11 protein-coding genes and 2 pseudogenes are annotated in these 17,853 nt (G+C 68.5%); 3 read left to right on the forward strand and 10 right to left on the reverse strand.

Features of this window, described 5'->3' with window-relative positions:
* Window positions 1-66: 66 nt before the first annotated feature.
* Window positions 67-2,202, reverse strand: a complete 2,136-nt coding sequence (locus AB1L88_RS18800) for a thioredoxin-like domain-containing protein (RefSeq protein ID WP_367098226.1) — start codon at window positions 2,200-2,202, stop codon at window positions 67-69.
* A gap of 285 nt (window positions 2,203-2,487) precedes the next feature.
* Here AB1L88_RS18800 and AB1L88_RS18805 point away from each other — a divergent pair, with 285 nt between their 5' ends.
* The 3 genes from AB1L88_RS18805 to AB1L88_RS18815 all read left to right on the forward strand — a co-directional run bounded on the left by AB1L88_RS18805 (window position 2,488) and on the right by AB1L88_RS18815 (window position 6,303).
* Window positions 2,488-3,561 (forward strand): ribose-phosphate pyrophosphokinase, encoded by a 1,074-nt coding sequence (locus tag AB1L88_RS18805; protein WP_367098227.1) that lies wholly within the window; start codon window positions 2,488-2,490, stop codon window positions 3,559-3,561.
* 114 nt (window positions 3,562-3,675) lie between these two features.
* Window positions 3,676-5,103 carry a sigma 54-interacting transcriptional regulator gene (locus tag AB1L88_RS18810; protein ID WP_367098228.1) on the forward strand — a complete coding sequence of 476 codons (1,428 nt, stop codon included), beginning with the start codon at window positions 3,676-3,678 and terminating at the stop codon, window positions 5,101-5,103.
* 57 nt (window positions 5,104-5,160) lie between these two features.
* Complete coding sequence (locus tag AB1L88_RS18815; protein WP_367098229.1) at window positions 5,161-6,303, forward strand: VWA domain-containing protein; 1,143 nt, start codon at window positions 5,161-5,163, stop codon at window positions 6,301-6,303.
* 22 nt (window positions 6,304-6,325) lie between these two features.
* Here the strand turns inward: AB1L88_RS18815 and AB1L88_RS18820 are convergent, their stop codons facing one another.
* The 9 genes and pseudogenes from AB1L88_RS18820 to AB1L88_RS18860 all read right to left on the reverse strand — a co-directional run bounded on the left by AB1L88_RS18820 (window position 6,326) and on the right by AB1L88_RS18860 (window position 17,802).
* Entirely contained in the window at window positions 6,326-7,726 is a 1,401-nt protein-coding gene (locus AB1L88_RS18820; RefSeq protein ID WP_367098230.1) for a hypothetical protein, read from the reverse strand.
* A 382-nt stretch (window positions 7,727-8,108) separates the two neighbouring features.
* Window positions 8,109-9,119, reverse strand: a pseudogene (selD, locus tag AB1L88_RS18825) (selenide, water dikinase SelD); the annotation flags it as partial.
* A gap of 147 nt (window positions 9,120-9,266) precedes the next feature.
* Window positions 9,267-9,461, reverse strand: a pseudogene (locus AB1L88_RS18830) (Rdx family protein); the annotation flags it as partial.
* A gap of 124 nt (window positions 9,462-9,585) precedes the next feature.
* A complete protein-coding gene (locus tag AB1L88_RS18835; protein WP_367098231.1) occupies window positions 9,586-10,734 on the reverse strand; it encodes an AI-2E family transporter in 1,149 nt (382 codons plus the stop codon).
* Window positions 10,735-10,910: 176 nt separating this feature from the next.
* A complete protein-coding gene (locus AB1L88_RS18840) occupies window positions 10,911-11,507 on the reverse strand; it encodes a nitroreductase family protein (protein ID WP_367098232.1) in 597 nt (198 codons plus the stop codon).
* 109 nt (window positions 11,508-11,616) lie between these two features.
* Window positions 11,617-13,758, reverse strand: a complete 2,142-nt coding sequence (locus AB1L88_RS18845) for a LamG-like jellyroll fold domain-containing protein (RefSeq protein WP_367098233.1) — start codon at window positions 13,756-13,758, stop codon at window positions 11,617-11,619.
* A gap of 31 nt (window positions 13,759-13,789) precedes the next feature.
* Window positions 13,790-14,830: a hypothetical protein gene (locus AB1L88_RS18850; RefSeq protein WP_367098234.1), complete on the reverse strand. Its 1,041-nt coding sequence runs from the start codon at window positions 14,828-14,830 to the stop codon at window positions 13,790-13,792.
* A 53-nt stretch (window positions 14,831-14,883) separates the two neighbouring features.
* A complete protein-coding gene (locus AB1L88_RS18855) occupies window positions 14,884-16,767 on the reverse strand; it encodes a hypothetical protein (protein ID WP_367098235.1) in 1,884 nt (627 codons plus the stop codon).
* Window positions 16,768-16,803: 36 nt separating this feature from the next.
* Entirely contained in the window at window positions 16,804-17,802 is a 999-nt protein-coding gene (locus AB1L88_RS18860; protein ID WP_367098236.1) for a hypothetical protein, read from the reverse strand.
* Between the last annotated feature and the right edge of the window lie 51 nt (window positions 17,803-17,853).

Here is a 17,853-nt window from a genome sequence, read left to right on the forward strand (position 1 = left end):
GCCGGCGCCGGGTCGCGTCGCGTCCAGCCACCCCGTCGAGCGGGGCGCCACCCAATTAGCCGCGCCTCACTCCGCCTCCGCCTCGCCGGCCGCCTCCGGGGCGATCCGGACGACCTCGGCCCCGCCGTCCGAGAACCGGACGGGCACCGTCCATGAGTACTGCTTGACGGTGCAGAAGCCGCCGACCTCGGCACAGGCGAAGATCGAGGCCGAGACCTTCAGCGTCAGCCCATCGCCGGGCGCGAAGGCTTTGGCCAGGGGGACCGGAATGGGGATCGAATCCCCCTCGGGCAGGACCGTCTCGCCCGTGTCCGAGACGCCGTCGGCCAGGGCGTCGGGCGCCTCGGGGGCCTCGACCAGGAACAGGACCGGCGAGTCGGGCTGGAGCTTGAAGCCGGGGATCGTCAGGCCGAGGTCGATCGTGAACGACTCGCCGGGCCGGACCTCGGCCTCGGGCACGTCGATCGCGGTCGCGTTGGCGAAGGTCGGCTTCCGCTTCGGCGGCTCGGGAGGGTTGATCCCCTCGATCGCCAGCGTCCTCACCTCCTCCGACTCCAGGTCATAGGCGCGGATGGCATGATTATTCGTGTCGGCGATGTACAGGGTCGAGCCCCCCAGGGAGATGCCCCCCGGCTGGTAGAAGGTCGGCCCGGAGTCGGACGATCCGGCCTCACCTGTCCCGACCAGCGACGTGACCGAGCGCTCGTCGGGATCGCATGCCTTGATCTTGTTGTTGTACGTGTCGGCGACGTACAGGGTGCCGTCGCCGTAGGCCAGGCCGAGGCAGTGCTGGAGCCGGACCTCGTCTCCCGTGCCGTCGATGTCGCCGAACTCGAACAGGCCCATGCCGACGACCGTGTCGACCTGCGGCTCCTGCTCCCCCGAGAGCGAGACGCGCCGGATGCCCGAGACCTCGGAGTCGGCCACGTAGAGATACGTGCCGTCGGTCGCCAGGCCGCTCGGCTGGGCAAACGCCCCGGTGTCGTAGGAGCCGTCGGTGATGTCCTCGCGGCCCGACCCGGCCCAGACCGACACCAAGCCCGACTCCAGGTCCAGCTTCCAGAGCTGATGCGGCCCGGCCATGGCGATGATGAGTTCCGAGGTGCCCGGCACCTGGATCAGGTCCCAGGGGCTGTTCAGGCCCTCCGCCGTCCCCTGGAACTCGCCGTTGCGGCGGTACGACTGCTCGCCCGTCCCGGCGATCGTCTCGACGGTCCGGCTCTCCAGGTCCACCTTGCGGATGGCGTGGTTCTCGGTGTCGGCCACGTACAGGGCCCCGTCGACCAGGCGCGTCCCCTGCGGCCGGTTGAACCGGGCCGCGGCGAAGTCGCCGTCCTCCAGCCCGAGCTGGCCGTTGCCGATGACGAACTGCCCCTTGCCGTCCAGGTCGGTCACGACGATCCGGTGGTGGCTCGTGTCGGTGATGAACAGCCGGTCGTTCTCCGGGTCGGCCGTCACCTTGCCGGGGAAGAGCAGGGGGCCGTCGCTCGGCCGGTCGCTCTCGGCATAGACGACGAACGGGGTCTCGTCCAGCACCCCCTCCTCGCGGTGCTGGGCCACGAGCTTGCCGATGATCTCGTCGAGCCTGTCGTAGTGCCCCTCGCCGCTGATCGACCCCCGGAAGTTCCCCTTCGCGTCGATCAGGGCCAGGGTCGGCCAGGCCCTCACGCCGAAGCGCCGCCAGATCGCCATGTCGGCGTCATTCACGACCGGATGCTTGACCTGATACTCCCGGACCTTCTGGCGGATGTTCTCCGAGTCCCGCTCGGCCTCGAACTTCGGCGAGTGGACGCCGATGACCACCAGCTCGTTCGGGTACTTCTTCTCCAGCTTCTCCAGGTCGGGGATGATGTGGTGGCAGTTGATGCAGCAGTAGGTCCAGAAGTCGAGCAGGACGACCTTGCCCACCAGGTCCTGCGTGCTGATCGGCTTGGCCGTGTTGATCCAGTCGATCCCGCCGGCGAAGAGGTCCTGCTTCGCGGCCGGGCCGAGGTCGTCGGCGTCGGCGGCCTCGGCCTCGTCATCCTGGAGCGGCAAGGCGGCGGCGTTCACCGAGGCCCCCGGCTCCTGGGGGGGATTGGCTCCCGGGGTCCTCCCGGCTTTCGGGACCGCGTAGATGGTGATGCCCGCGGCGATGGCCAGCGTCGCGGCCATGGCCGCGACGGTCCGGGGGGCTGAGCGAAGGACTCTCCGTGTGGTCATCGTCTGCGGCCTCTCCTGGTGCTTCGGTCGGTCGGTCGTGCCCGCGGCGGCCTGCCCGGCGGGGCCGGATCGGGTCTCACCGGACGGTTCCATCACTCCCGCTATTGTAGCGGTTCCGGCCCGCCGCGGCACGGGCCCGGCCGAAATCGAGCCGCGGCTCCGCTGGTCCTCCGGGGGGCCCCGGGGTATACTGACAGGTCATCCGTCCTGCCCCCGTGTCGCTGTCTCACCGGGCGGTCTTTGCTCAATCCAGTCGGCCGGCTCTCTCACGAGGTCCCCCCTGTCATGGACCGCTCCTTGATCTGCACGTCGTCCGCGTCGTCCAAGGACCGCGACCCCTACGGGGAGATGAAGATCTTCGCCGGGTCCGCCAGCCGGGGCCTCGCCCAGTCCATTTGCCGGCACCTCGGCGTCCCGTTGGCCCAGTCCGAGACCAAGGTCTTCAGCGAGGGGAACATCTTCGTCCGCGTCCTGGAGAACGTCCGGGGCCGCGACGTCTACATCGTCCAGGGGACCGAGCAGCCCGTCAACGACAACCTGATGGAGCTGCTCTTCTGGATCGACGCCTTCAAGCGGGCCAGCGCCACCCAGGTCACGGCCGTCATCCCCTTCTTCTCCTACGCCAAGGGGGACAAGAAGGACGAGCCCCGCGTCTCGATCCGCGCCCGGGTCATCGCCGATGCCCTCGAGGCCGTCGGGGCCGACCGCGTCCTGACGATGGACCTGCACAGCCCCCAGATCCAGGGGTTCTTCAAGATCCCCGTCGACCACCTCTACGCCGGCCCCGTCCTCACCGCCTACTTCCGCAAGCTGAACATCCCCGACCTCGTCGTCGCCGCCCCCGACGTCGGCTTCGCCAAGGCCGCCCAGCGCTACGCCGACCAGATGCATTGCGACCTCGTCATCGGCAACAAGAACCGGCCCGACCACGAGGAGCGGGCCGAGATCCTCGACGTCATCGGCAACGTCCAGGGCAAGAACGTCCTGCTCGTCGACGACTTCACCATCTCCGGCGGCACCCTGATCGAGATGGCCCACGCCTGCAAGGCCCGGGGAGCCCAGGACGTCTACGCCTGCGTCTCGCACGGGGTCTTCTCCCGGGGCTCGGCCGAGAAGATCTGCAACAGCCCGCTCAAGCAACTGGTCCTGACCGACACCATCGGCCACTGGCCCGAGCCCCTGGCCGAGAACTGCCGGCGGATCAGCGTCTCCCGCCTCTTCGCCGAGGCCATCCTCTCCATCCACCAGCGCGAGAGCGTCAGCCGCCTGTTCGACACCCAGGTCGAGCCCGAGCTGGTCGAGGTCTGCGACGACACCGAGACGACCCTCGACCACCGCTCAATCGCCGGCGCTCGTTGACGCCTGCCCAGGCCACGCCTAGCATGATCCTTGGGAGGGGCGGTCGGGGATCGAATCCCCCCCGCCTTCATCCCGTCTTGCCCCCGCCGATCCGACCCCAAGGACGCTGCATCCATGGCATCTGACCGACCCCGGACCCTGGGCGAGTTGAAGCAGAGCGGCTACCGCGTCGAGTCGGTCAAGGACGAGATGCGCCGCAACCTCATCGCCATGATCCGCCGCGGGGAGCCGTTGTTCCCCGAGATCCTCGGCTACGAGGAGACGGTCGTCCCCCAGATCCAGAACGCCATCCTCTCGAAGCACGACATGCTCTTCCTCGGCACGAGGGGCCAGGCCAAGACCCGGATGCTCCGGCAGCTCGTCCGCCTGCTCGACGACGCCATCCCCATCGTCGACGGCTCGGAGGTCAACGACCACCCGTATCACCCCGTCAGCCGCGAGGCCCGCGACAAGCTCGACAGCCTGGGAGACGCCACCCCGATCGCCTGGGTCGGCCGCGAGCAGCGCTATCAGGAGAAGCTGGCCACGCCGGACGTGACCATCGCCGACCTGATCGGCGAGATCGACATGATTAAGCACGCCGAGGGACGCTACCTCTCCAGCGAGCTGACCATGCACTTCGGCCTCATCCCCCGCACGAACCGCGGCATCTTCTGCATGAACGAGCTGCCCGACCTGTCCCCCAAGATCCAGGTGGGCATGTTCAACGTCCTGGAAGAGCGGGACGTGCAGATCCGGGGCTACCCGGTCCGCCTGGAGCTGGACCTCTGCATGGTCTTCTCGGCCAACCCGGAGGACTACACCAACCGCGGCCGGATCGTCACCCCCTTGAAGGACCGGATCGGCTCGGTCATCCGGACCCACTACCCCCTCTCGCGGGACGTCGGCATCGCGATCAACGACCAGAACGCCTGGGTCGACCGCGTCGGCGAGCAGGTGGCCGTCCCCTTCTTCGTGAAGGAGGTGGTCGAGGAGGCCGCCCGGCTGGCCCGGACCTCGTCGCACGTGAACCAGGCGTCGGGCGTCTCGGTCCGCATGTCGATCGCCAACCTGGAGAACGTCGTCTCCAACGCCGAACGCCGGGCCTTGGTGAACCGGGAGCCTTGGGTCGTCCCCCGGATCGGCGACCTCTCGCACGTCGTCCCCAGCACCCGGGGCAAGATCGAGCTGACGATGGCCGACGACGACGGCTCGGAGGACGTGCTCATCGGCCGGATCGTGGGCGAGGCCGTGAAGAACGTCTTCGCCGAGCGGTTCAACCCGAAGGAATTCCGGGCGGCGGTCGAGCACTTCGACAACGGAGGAGGTGTCGAACTGGCCGACACCTTGCCGACCCGGGAACTCCTGAAGCGGATCGAGAAGATCCCGGGATTGCTCAAGAAGGCCGAGGAACTGGCCAAGGACTCCCTGCCCGACCTCTCCGACCCCGACCTGCACCACGCCACCATCGCCGCCTCGGCCGAGTTCATCCTCGAAGGGCTTCATGTGCACAACCGCTTGAACAAGAACGTGAAGGCGGGCGTGGCGTCATACGAACGCTGATCTGATTACGCCGGCATCCCTCGACCCTCCCCTCGGCCGCGGACCAATGAGGCCCCCATGCCCCAGTACGAATACTCCAAGTGGGACGGGTCGCAGGAGTTCCGGCCCCAGTCGGCGGAGAAGGCGTTCGACGAGCTGAGCGAGTACCTGCTGCATTATGGCGACCAGGTGCTCCGCCAGCTTGACCGGTTCGACGACGACGACAACCCCGAGATCGTGGACTTGCTCCAGCAGGAAGGCTTGATCGAGCGGGACCGCGAGGGGAAGTTCGTGGTCGCCCCCAAAGGGTTGCGACGCATCCAGCAGAGTGCGCTCACCGACCTGTTCCAGACCTTCAACCGCGACGCGATCGGCAAGCACGACTCCCCCCACAAGGGGGACGGCACCGTGCGGCACGAGGACTCGCGGCCTTATGTCTACGGCGACTCCCTGGCCAACCTGAACCTGCACGAGACGATCAAGAACGCCTACACCCGCCAGGGGGGGGGCGTGCCGATCCGGGTTGAGCGCGACGACTGGGTCGTCTACGAGACCGAGCACCAGACCCGCGCCGCCACGGTCGTCCTGATCGACATGAGCGGCTCGATGGGCCGGTACGGCAAGTACGGCATGACCAAGAAGGTCGCCCTGGCCTTGCAGGCGATGGTCCGCGCGCAGTACCCGACCGACTCGCTGGAGATGGTCGGGTTCTACACCCTGGCCAGCAAGATGACCGAGCGGGAACTGTTGAACTCGGCCCCGAAGCCGGTCGGCCTGTTCGACCCCCGGGTGCATTTGAGGATCAGCCTCGACGCGCCGCTCCCGAGGCAGGTGCAGCACTTCACCAACATCGACGCCGGCCTGAAGCTGGCGCGGAACATGCTGGGCAAGCAGGCGGCCGAGAACAAGCAGATCATCGTCATCACCGACGGCGAGCCGACGGCCCACATCGAGGGGCGCGAGGCCGTGCTCATCTATCCCCCTGCCGAGAAGACCGCCGCCGCCACCCTGGCCGAGGCGAGGCGGTGCGCCTCGGCCGGCATCCGCGTCTCGTCATTTGCACTGATCGAAGATTACTTCTATCTGGGCCTGGTCAATTTCGTCGAGGAGATGGCCCGCGTCACCCAGGGGGTCGCCGCCTACTGCTCGGCCGACGACCTGGGCAAGTACGTCTTCGACAGCTTCGTCGGCGGCCGCCGCCAGCGGAAGATGACCCGCTGACGGATGGGGTCGCTCGCCGTGGTCACTCCCAGGCGTTCGGCCTGGGGTTGGCGACCGGGGCGCGGAGGAAGCCGGAATCCTCGGGGGCGTCGTAGTCGATGGAGGCCAGTTCGGGGGTTTCGATGCGTACCGAACCGCGGATCCGGCTCTCCAGGGCGACGTCGAGGATGCCGCCGGTCAACTGGGTGCGCTCGGCGGGGTAGGGGGGCCGGCCGGTCCGGAAGAAGTCCTCGATCCGCAGGACCAGGGGAGTGAAGAAGTCGGCGCCGGGCGGGGCGGGGAGGTAGACAAGCGTGGAGACGTCGGTGGGCGTGCCGTCGTCGTTCGCGACCCGAGCGGCGATGGTCGTGTCGTCGACGTGGCCGTTGAGGATGAGGACGGTCCCCTGGAAGCCGTCGGCGTATTCGACCAGGAAGGCGACCGGCTGGAGGAAGGTCGGCCGGCCTGCGGGGTGGACGAAGTCGCGGGTGTTCTGCCGGACGTCGCCGGGGTTCCGGGTGTAGCTGCGGCTCAATGCCTCGTCGAGCAGGTCCCACGACCAGCGGCCCGCGTCGCCCGCCTCCCAGACGGCGTCACCTTCGAGGTAGGTGACGGCCACGACCCCCTGGGGCTTCCCCTGCCGGTCGCGGCGTTCGACCATGCACTGGAGGGTTTCGAGGGCGTGGAATCCGAAGATCTCGATCTCGCCGCGAGAGGCGACCAGGGCATCGTTCCAGGTCTTGCCCAGGGGGACCTCCAGGTGCGGCAGCCGCCAGGTGACGGGCAGGCTCGAACCGGCCATGAGCGGCACCCCGAGTTCCCGGGCCGAGGCGACCATCTCGGCCGCCTCCGACCGATCGTAGGAGAGGTGCTTGTCGATGAAGACCGGCACCCCGCGACCCGAGCGGCGGACGACGTCGAGCACCTCGCGGAAGTAGGCACCTCGCGGGTAGAGCTTCTGGAGCTTCGCGTTGATCGGGTAATCGCCGTGCTCGGCGATCAGCAGCACGGCATCGACCGCCAGGTCTCCCGAGCCGAGCGTCAAGGCATCCTCGATCGTCGGGCTGAGCCGGACGCCGTACTGCTCGGCCTTGGCGCGGCCGAGATCGCCGACCCCCGAGGGGGCGACCCCGCCCGGGAACTGCTCGATGTAGAGGCTGCTGACCTCGACATCGGGCCGGTAGTGCCCGCGGCCGTCGTGCACGACGAATCCGTCGAGGAATCGTCCGACGATATGATAGGCGTGAGAGAGGTAATAGTACGTTGATGCCAGGGCGGCGACCTTCAGGCGGCCTTGCTTCGGTTCAGGAGCGGGGCCGCCCAGCGCGTGAGGGATCGCGGCGGGGCTGGGCCGGTCGGCCGCGGCGGCGGCCCCCGCGGCGGGCAGCATGACCGAGAGGCTCGCGGCGTTCAGGAATCCTCGACGGGTCAGGTCGTCTCGCATCAGCCCCTCCAACCAGTCAGTGAGTCAGTCAGTCGTCCGGGAACCGGCCAGGCCGTCGTCAAGAGCCATGACGATGGCCGCTCGGGTCGGCGGCGTCAAGCGTGGACCGAGGATCGCAGCACGTTTGGCCTGGGATTGGCGGTCCTGCCGAGGGTGAGTCGACGCCGCAACGAGTGCCGGGGAGGTGCGTCTTCGAAGACTCGACGGCACCCTACTCCCGGGTCCCGTCGGAATCGGTGGATTCACGGTGATTCGGCGGGTGCCCCGGGTTCCGCGCGGCGGACCCCGGGCGGAGTTACTTGGGCCTGTCGCCCTCCGGCCCGGGGTCCGCAGCGCGGAACCAAGGGCACCCGGAGCCCACCAGGGTTGACGGGAAGCGGTACTACACGGAGTGTCGGCCGAGGCGGATCGCGATGCCATCGACCCGGGAGACCACCCGGCCGATGAGGGCGGCGGCCAGCGTCTCCCGCTGGTTCAATTCCCGGATCAAGGAATTGAGATGGGCCGGATCGACGGCCAGGAGCAGGCCGCCCGAGGTCTGGGCGTCGAACGCGAATTCGAGGCGGGCGGATTCGAGATCGGGCGGGAGGTCGAGCCGACCGGAGAGGAACGCGCGATTGGTGGCGCTGGCCCGGGTGAAGTTTTTGGGGACGGCCAGGGGTTCGGCCCCTTCGATCACAGGGAGGGCATCGAGGTCGAGCTCGATGGTGACGCCGGAGCCGTCGGCCATCTCGGCGGCGTGCCCGGCGAGGCCGAAGCCGGTGACGTCGGTCAGGGCATGGATGCCGCCGGAGGCGCGGCCGGCCTCGATCGCGTCGGCGTTCAGGCGGATCATGCCGGCGATGGCGCGGTCGAGCACCTCGGCCGGGCAACGGTCCTTCTTGGCGGCGGTGGTGACGAAGCCGGTGCCGAGCGGCTTGGTCAGCACCAGCAGGTCGCCCGGCCGGGCCCCGGCGTTGGTCAAGACGTCGTCCGGGTGGACCAGGCCGGTGACGCTCAGGCCGAACTTGATCTCGGCATCGCGGACGGTGTGCCCGCCGACGACCGAGGCCCCGGCCGCCGCCACCCGTTCCCCGGCCCCGGCGATGATCTGCCCGAGGATCTCCAGGGGGAGCTGGTCGTCCGGGAAGGCGGCGATGTTCAGGACCGTCAAGGGTCTGCCGTTCATCGCATAGACATCTGAGAGTGCGTTCGCGGCGGCGATCTGGCCGAAGACGTATGGGTCGTCGACCAGGGGGGGGAAGAAGTCGACGGTCTGGACCAGGGCCAGGTCGGGCGCAATGCGATACACGCCCGCGTCGTCGCACGTTTCGGTGGCGACGAGCAGGTCGGCGGGTCGGGTCGGTGTTGGCAAGCCGCGCAGGACCTGCGCGATCCCCTCGGGGGAGAGCTTGCCTGCTCACCCGGCGCAGTTGGCGTAGTCGGTCAGGCGTTTCTGTCGTCCGAACATGGCTGGCTCAAGGGGCTCCGCGGCCGGTGGTCCCGGCATTGGGGCGAACAAAAAGGGTCGGGTCGTCGGTCGGCCGAGTGCGCCGGTTGCTCAGCGAGGGAGCAGGCGATCGACCTCCTCGATCAGCGTGGTCTCGTCCGGGAACTGGCCGGTCTCGAGCTTCGAGTAGACGAGGGTCGAGCCCACGGTCAGCTCGAAACACCCCCCCTTCGAGGGGACGAGGGTCAGCCGTTCGATCCGTCGCTTGAAGCGGGGGAGCAGCAGGGCCGTCAGACTGAGGGCCTGGGGCTCGTAGTTTCAGAGGGCGCAGTATTCGAGCGTGATGGTCACGGGATCGGTCTCCTCGGGTCGGGGGAACGGGGCCCGAGACTCCTGCGTCTCGGGCGGTCGGGTGGGTGGATCGATCGGATCAGTTGGGATTCGACCTCCGGGCCAGCAGCCACCGGCGCGCGGTCGGGGAGACGGCGGAGGGTTCGTCGGCCGCGTCGTGTTCGGGCGAGGATTCCGCCAGGCTCATGAGGTCGGCCCAGTGGCGGAGCGAGGGGACGTGGTGGAAGACCAGCTTCAGGCTGACGGTGATGGGGATGGCCAGGATCAGGCCCATCATGCCCCAGAGGAACCCCCAGAACAGGCAGGAGATGAGGACCGTCGTGCCGTTGAGGTCGAGCGACCGGCCCATGACGTAGGGCATGACCAGGTAGCCCTCGACGGTGACGATGACCAGGAAGACCGAGGCGACGATCAGGCCGTCGGCGATGGAGCCGCGCTGGCCGAGCGTGACCAGGACCGCCAGCCCGCCCCCGGCCACGCTGCCGACGTAGGGGATGTATTTCGTCACCGCGGCGAACACCCCGAGCGCCACGGCGAACTCGATCCCCAGCAGCATCAGGGAGGCGGCCGTGGCCACCCCCAGGCCGATGTTCAGGACGGTCCGGGCGAGCAGATACGCCCGAATTTTGCGCGTGAGGTTCTTCAGGGTGCGCTCGACCGCCTTCGACTCGCCGGACTCGACCGAGATCAGGTGGACCAGCCGCGGGACGAGGGCGTCCCCCTCGGCCAGCAGGAAGAGGACGAGGAAGAGGACGATCACCCCGTAGCCGACCCAGGTGGTCAGGTCGGAGAGCCGGTAGTTCAGGGAGTTGAGCAGCAGCTCGCGATTGGTATAGCCGAGGATGTCGATCGTGCCCGGCTCGGGCAGGACGTTGGCGAGATAGGGGTGGTCCTTGCCGGCCTCGTTGATCAGGTCGCTGACCTTCGAGGCCAGGCGTTCCACGTCGGCCGGGAAGGTCGCGGCGGCCTGGACGAGGCTCTCGGCGGTCAGGCTGGCCGCGTACAGCCCGGCCACGGCCAGGAGCAGGAACAGGATGACCGCGGCGCCGAAGGGGCCGACCGGCAGGAGTTTCCGCAGCAGGTGGGTCGCCGGCGACAGCAAGGAGGTCAGCAGGATCGCCAAGGCGATCGTGACCAGGATGGGCTTGAGCAAGTAGAGCGCGGCGATGACGGCGAGCGTGGCCAGGATGGTGAGGGATGAGCTGGCCGGCTTGGTCGTGGAATCCATCCGGCCTCCTCCCGCGCGGACCTGTTCGGAATCAGCAACACGATCGCTTCACAATTCAATCTTCGGGAAGACGGGCCGGCAAGACAAGGGCTCCCCGGAGAGTCGACGCAATCTTGGGGGCGGGGGGACCGCTCTTTCGTCCCGGGCCGGGTGGCCGGCGGCCGAGAGCCGGGGCGTCAGAAGGCGAACGGCCCCTCGCAGACGCTCTGCCCGACGGGGCGGCGGTCGGAGGGGACCTCGCGGCGGCGGAGGTCGTCGGGGAGGGTGTCCGGGTCGCCGGGGCGGCCGAGGGCGATCATGGCGGCCACGTCGAAGTCCTCGGGGACCTGGAGCGCGGTCCGCGCCTTCTCGTAGTCGAACCCGGCCATGCCGTGCACGACCAGGCCCATGGCCGCGCCTTGCAGGGCCAGGTTCTGCCAGGCGGCCCCGGCGTCATACAGATGGACCGGGTTGGGCGCCCCGGTGTTCGAGAAGAACTTGTGGGCGACCACGACGACCAGGACCGACGCCTTCTCGCACCAGCCCCGGTTGCCCGCCGCGAGCAGGTCGAAGAAGGTCTGCCAGTGGGCCGATCCGTTGTGGGCGAAGAGGAAACGCCATTCCTGCTCGTTGCGGGTGGAGGGGGCCCAGCGCGCGGCCTCGAAGAGCCGATTCAGCTCGGCGGCGGTGATCGGCTCGCCCGTCATGGCGCGGGGGGACCAGCGCTTGAGGAAGAGCGGCTCGATGGGGTGGTCGGCCTTGCGGACGGTCAACGGGTTGGGAAGCTGTCCCATGAGTGGATCGGCTCGATGGTAAGGGGGCCGGGGTGGGGGGCGGCGGGCTTGACGTGCCTCGCCGCCGCGATCGGATCGGAGGCGACTCGCGCCCGGGGACGCGTCTGGGTCAGTCTGCTTGGCCCGAAGTGGTTATGACGAAGAGGGATGCGGCCTCCTCGGCCGACAAGGCCCGGTCGAAGACGGCCACCTCGTCGAGCTTCCCTTCCAGGCCGGCGAACCCGTCGCTCCGGCCCCCGAGCACGAGCACGTCCTCGGCCTCGGCGCGGGTGACGGGGAGCTGGGCGTCGATCTCGGGCTCGGGATCGCCATTGAGGAAGACGCGGACGCGGTCGCCGTCGCGGACGAGGACGACGTGGCACCATTCCCCTCTCGGTAATTCGCTCCGGCCGACGCGCAGGTCGCTCGCCTCATAGCCGTTGAAGACGAAGAGGCGGCCGGGCTGGAGGTCGTGATGCGTGCCGCCGATCCCCAGGTGGTCGCCGGGGGTTTTGGGAGTGCCCTGGGGGCCGACCGACGCCAGGTACCCGGTGATGGCCCGGGCGTCGTGCGGCAGGCCGTTCCAGAACCAGAAGGAGAGGCTGTAGGCGTCTTCCAGTTCGATCGAGTCGGCCACGAGCCGGCCGCCGGCGCAGTGGATGGCGCGGTTCGGCCCCCGGTCGTCGGGGCCGAGGAAGGCGGGGCCTCCGGGGCCGGTCAGGGCCAGGGCGATGCCCGGCTCGACGCGGGCGGGGGCGGCGCCGGTGATGTTGGTCGGCCGGTCGCCGTCCAGCTCGTCGAGGCGGTAGTAGGCGATCGGGCCGAGCCCGACGACCGCTTGGGCGTACGAACCCCCTTGAGGACGGGCGGCTCGCCGGGAGCTGCCGGAGACCTCTTCGAGCAGCTTGACCAGGGAGGCGACGATCTTCGGCTCGGCCTGGACTTCGAGGCCCGCCGTCCGGGCCGGCCAGGTGGTGTAACCGCCGAGGGCATGCTGCTCGGGGGGGGGGATGTAGCCGTCGGCGCCGTTGGCCAGCTCGATGTTCATGGTGATCGGCAGGGGGCTGGCCGCCTTCAGCTTCAGGCCGGTGATGCCGTAGACCTCGTTCGGGATGGCCGTGATGCCGAGGTCGCCGATGCGGAGGGCCTGGAGCTTCAGCTCGCGCTCGGGGACGTCGAGCAGGTGGAACTGTTCCAGGGCGTAGACCTCGGGGATGGCCCGGGGTTCTTCCGATTCCATCTGCGAACGGACCGAGCGGGCCCAGGCCTGGCGGTCGTCGTCGGGCAGGCGGCGACCGAGCGTGAGGGTGGCCTCGGCCATGGCCAGGGTGATGTCGGATCGATAGGTGATGTTTTGAAGGGCGCCGAGCGCGACCTCGGCCACGGCATCGGCGTAGGCGATTACGTCGCGATCGGGAGTCGGGGAGCCGTAGTCCATCCACATCAGGTCGCCGCTGGTGCCTTGCGACATGGAGACGACAAGGTTTTCACCGCCGCCGAGGGCCTCGGCCACGGTGGAGGCGAACCGGCCGAAGTAGTCGGAGGAGATGGCGTCGGTGCCGTAGTAGTGCATCGAATAGTTGGCGAGGACGCCCATCGGCGTCCCGTCGGCGGCCTGGATGGCGAGGACCGAGAGCGCGGGGTCGACCGGGCCGGAAGGGCCGATGGCGTCGGGGTTCTGGTGCCCCGGGTGCATGTTGGCGCGGACGGTCGGGTGGCCGAAGGGGTCGGTGAGCATGCGGTCGGACCGATAAATCCATCGACGGCAGAACGTATGATCGAAGTCGTCGACGACCGCCGCGCCGAGCTTGGCCGGTTCGAGGCGGTCGGCGGCCGTGACGATGGCCTCGGCGATCTTCGAGGGGAGCGACGCGGCATAGGCCGGGTCGACCGGGCAGCCGAGGCATCCCATGGCCGCGGGGGCGGTGTGGGTGTGGGTGGCCGAGACCAGCATCCGATCGGCGGGGATGCCGGCGCGGTCGCTGGCCCGGGCCTTGGCCTCGTCGATCAGCTCGCGGGGCATCATGCACGTATCAACAATGCAGAGGGCGATCCGGGTCTGGCCGTCGTCGAGGACGAAGGCCCGGGCGAACAGGGGGTCGCGGACCTGGTCGGCGTCCCTCCTCAGGAAGCCGCCGTTGATGATGGCGGGGAGGGTCTCCGGGGAGATGTCGAGGGCCGCGACCCCGGCCCGGAGGTCGGCCGCCTCGGCCGGCGCCCGGGACACGCCGAGGCAGGCGACCAGGACAGCAAGCGAAACACCGTATCGCATCCGATTATGCTCCGATCTAGAGAAAAGGCGATCAGCCTGCGATCCCCGGCCGGGCGGCGCGCACCTCGCCCGGCTCCTCGGAGAAGCTGTCGAGGCATCGGCGGAGTTCCGGGGCGAGGTCGTCGAACCGTTTCGATTCGAGGGTGAATTTCGCCTCGTAGGAGAAGCGGTCGCCCTGGAAGCGGCGTTCCAGGACGGTCATCGAGAAGGAGCCCCGCTGGGTCCGGACGACGGTCTCGACGGCCGGGCCGGCGCCGGGCTGGTCGACGACCTGGCACGAGAGGACCTCGCACCCCGGTTCCTCGCGTTGCAGCAGGGCGGGGATGTCCTGGACGAGCCGATCGGGGTCGAACCGCTCGGAAGGCCGGGCGATGACCAGGAAATTGTCGGACCAGATGCCGAAGGCCGGGCCATTGGCGAAGAGCAAGGCGAGCTGGCTGGGGGCCAGGGCGGGTTGCCACTGGTCGGGGAGGTCGATGCTGAATTTGAACTCATTCTGAATCCAGCGGTTGGTATCGTCCTGGTCGTCGCGGGTCGCGCCGGTGTCGGGCGGGGAGAAGGAGGCGCGATCGACCATCGCCTCGAAGGCGGCGAACGTCTCGTCGTGGCCGGGGTCGTCGAGGTTGGAGTTGATCTTGAAGACGTACATCTGTCGATGGGCCACGCGGCGGACGGTCGTCTCCCGCCAGGTGCCGCCGAAGGGGGGGCGGAACTCGGTGACGGTGATCAGGCGGGGCTCCCCCTCGTGGTCGCTCAGTTCGTTGCGGACGAGTTCGCCGGGGATGCGCCCGCGCTCGGCGTTGGCGTCGATGCGGGTCCGGTACTCGTCGAGCGATTCGGGGGCGAGGGCCAGTTCGCAGCCGACGGCGCCCGGTCGGTCGGGATCGGCCTGGGGGACCCGGGCGACGAAGATCAGGTCGTCGCGCTCTCGGATGACCACGTCCCAGGCCGGGGAAAGTGGGCAAGTGATTCCGTATTTCTCCGAGGAGAACGCATCGGCCTGGGCCGCGGTGGCCTCGTCGTCGGCGATCGGGGCCGAGACGAGAAGGATCGCGATCCCGTGAATCATCATCCCCATTGGCTTCCCCTTGATCTCGAAGTCGGACCGGCAGGCATCGGCGTGCGTCACATGTCTCGGATGAAGTCGGCCGCGTACGAGCGTACATGCTTGCCGTTGAGCACGTGGAAGGTGCGGAGGCGCTCCAGCAGTTGGCCGCTGAATCGTTTGATGGGGAGGTGGATGAGCTTGCGGCCGTGGCGGCGGGCCAGGCGTCGCCAGGCGGCCGGCGGCGGCTTCGGGCTGACCAGGGCGACGTGGCGTTCCTTGCTGTGTAGGAGGGCGCCGCCGAGCAGGCGTTCCTCCAGGGTCTCGAGCCGGTCGAGCCGAGGGTCTTCCCAGACGTCCGGGATCAATCGGGGCGGGTAGAGGAACAGGGCGCCGCCGTATTCGGCCTGGGCGATCCCCGGGCCGATCATGTTCTGCATGGGGTCGGTGGCGAAGAAGGCGAGGGTCGATTCCTCGGCGTGCTCGGCGAACCAGGTGGCGCGATGGACATAAACGCTCGGGTCGGCCGGGACGTCGAACAGGAAGACGACGGCGTCGATCGACCCCCGGCTGGGGGGGATGACCTTGACATAAAGGTCGCCTTTATGAGCGTTCCTCAGGGTCTCGCGGATGTCGATGCCGTCGCGGACGCTCGTGGTGAATTTCTCGGAGCGGGCGAGGTCGGCCCCCAGGATCGCCCGGGCCTGCTCGGCCACGTGTCGCTGGAAGCTCTCGATGCGATGGTCCTCGGGGGGCCAGGAGCACATCCCGTACGGGTTCCATCGCTGCTTCCATTTCTTCTGGTCCGGCTCGTCCGGTTTCGGGCGCAGCTCGCACGATCGCCAGGAGATCGCCTGGCCGGGCAGGCGGCTGGTCAAGGCGGCGGTGCCCCAGGCGGGGACCTCGGCGCGGCCGTCTCCCATGCGGAGGTTCGGCTCGTCCCACCACCAGGGGCGCTCGCCCCGGTCGAAGACCTCGGCGTAGGGATACGCTCGGGCGACCTCGCCGATCGCCAGGGCGAAGTCGTCTCCTGCCGTCTGCTTCGCCGCGATGACGAGCGAGTACAGATCAGGAGTCAGGCGTTGTTCGATGAGGGAGAGGTTGCGGACGTATCGGATGTAGACCGAGAGCAACTGGGGGGTGATCCGGTGCGCGACCTTCGGCCGATCCTTCGAGAGCCGTTCCCGGGCGGCCAGGGCCATTTCTTTCACGCCGTCGACGGAGAGGTTCTCGTCATCGGTCAGCTCGCGCCGGCCGCGCTCGTACAGGCCGGAGATGAAGGGCAATTCCCCGAGCAGGAAGATCAAGGTCTGCGGGTCGACCCGGCAGGTCCTCATCTGCGGCAGGAACCACTCCGGTTGCGGGGCCTCGTCCTGGCGGCGGTAGGCGTCGCGGACCCAGGGCCAATCCATGAGCGAGCAGACAAATAAAATGGAGTTGTGCTCTTGTTCCAGCTCGCGCAGCTTCGCGGCCATCCAGGCGAACCGGGCCGCCTCGGGGCCGTCCGGGTCGGGCGGGGGGATGGACGGGAGCATGGCGGCGGCGAACCCCTCGACCCGGACCCGCTTCAGGGCGTACGGGTCGGGGTAGTAGCCGGTCCGCCCTTCGAACCGGGGGGATTCCCGATCGACGAACGCACGGGGAATGCGCTCTCCCATCGCCGTGCGGATGGCCGCGATGACCGGCTGGCAGGGGTCGATCGGCACGTACGTGAATCCGCCGGTCTCCCCCTCCGCGTCGCGTTGCAGGACGACCGAGATCGACGGCAGGGCGTCGACCGCCTCCTCCACCTCGTCCCGGAAGGACGGGGGCAAGGGGATCGCCAGGCAATCATACGGGTGCGCCAGCAATTCTTCCCGGACCCGGATGGCGCAGTCTCCCGAGCCGTGGATGATCGGCAAGGCCCGGATCTTCGGCCCGATGGCGAGGACGTCGTCGGAATGTGCTCGGTGTTCCCCACTCATGGGATGGCGGACCTTGGGTTCTGTGAGGGGCCTCGGTTACGCGAATCCTCGATGCAGGAGTTCCTCGTCGGTGATGATGCGGTCGATCTGATGCTGAAGCAATGAACCGTCGGCCTTCGAGAGCGAGAACTCATAGTGCGCGGCCGGCCGGTTGGGGAAATACGCCTGAACGATCATCCGAGGCCGCTTCTGTGACGAGTCGTTGGGCCTCAGGGTGCCGTCGTCGAGGAGCTTGTACTCCTCGACGGGTGCGTACTCCGGCGATTCCCCGTTGATCCTGAGATCGTCCTCCCTGGACCGAAGCCGGTCATGGTCTCCCACGATCCAGAGGATCGGGACACCCTGCACGTGATGGCAATGACGATCGAAGCCGAGCAGTGTCGTGAATCCGTCGCGCAATGCAACCGATCGGGCCGCCGGGATCATCGCTTCCAGGGCAGCAATCTGACGGCGGAGCGGGCCGTAGCGATGTTCGTGGTGCTCTCGGACCCGGGATACCCACTTCTGGTACAACGGGTCGTCGTCGGTCATCGTCCCGTGAACGAGTCCATCGTCCTTCCAGAAACCATCGTCGAACTCACCGACCCGGATCCCTTCGGGATATATCCCGAGAACGAGGTGTTCATGCATCGCATTGACCCGCCAGAGCGGGAAGGATTCGGCGAGCAACCGCTGGATTCGGCGGATGAGTTCGGGCGTGATCGCCCGGGGATGGTCGAGGTAGAACCCCAGCTCGCGCGTGTCCGTGGATTCTCCGATCGCGAATGTTCCGAAGACGGGCCGACGGACGTCATTGACTTCGGGCAATCCCACGTCGATCAGGAACCGCGTGATCAAGTCCCGGAGACGGGGGACCAGCAGGCGGCGCTCCTGCTCCTGCGCACCGACCGGGGGCAATTCGGCGACGCTCCAGACGATCGAGTCACCGAACGCGTCCTCGTCCTCCCGCTCCTCGGGCAGTACGCCGACTTGGTATTCCTCGGCCGAGACGTTGTAGATGTTCCCGAGCGGGGGAAGCGGTTCGACGCGGGGCATAGTCGGGTTCGATCCTCCTCGGTTGCATCATCCGAGCGTGTCGTGACGCGG

The organism is Tautonia sp. JC769 (genome assembly GCF_040717455.1).
In the GTDB taxonomy this organism is placed as follows: domain Bacteria; phylum Planctomycetota; class Planctomycetia; order Isosphaerales; family Isosphaeraceae; genus Tautonia.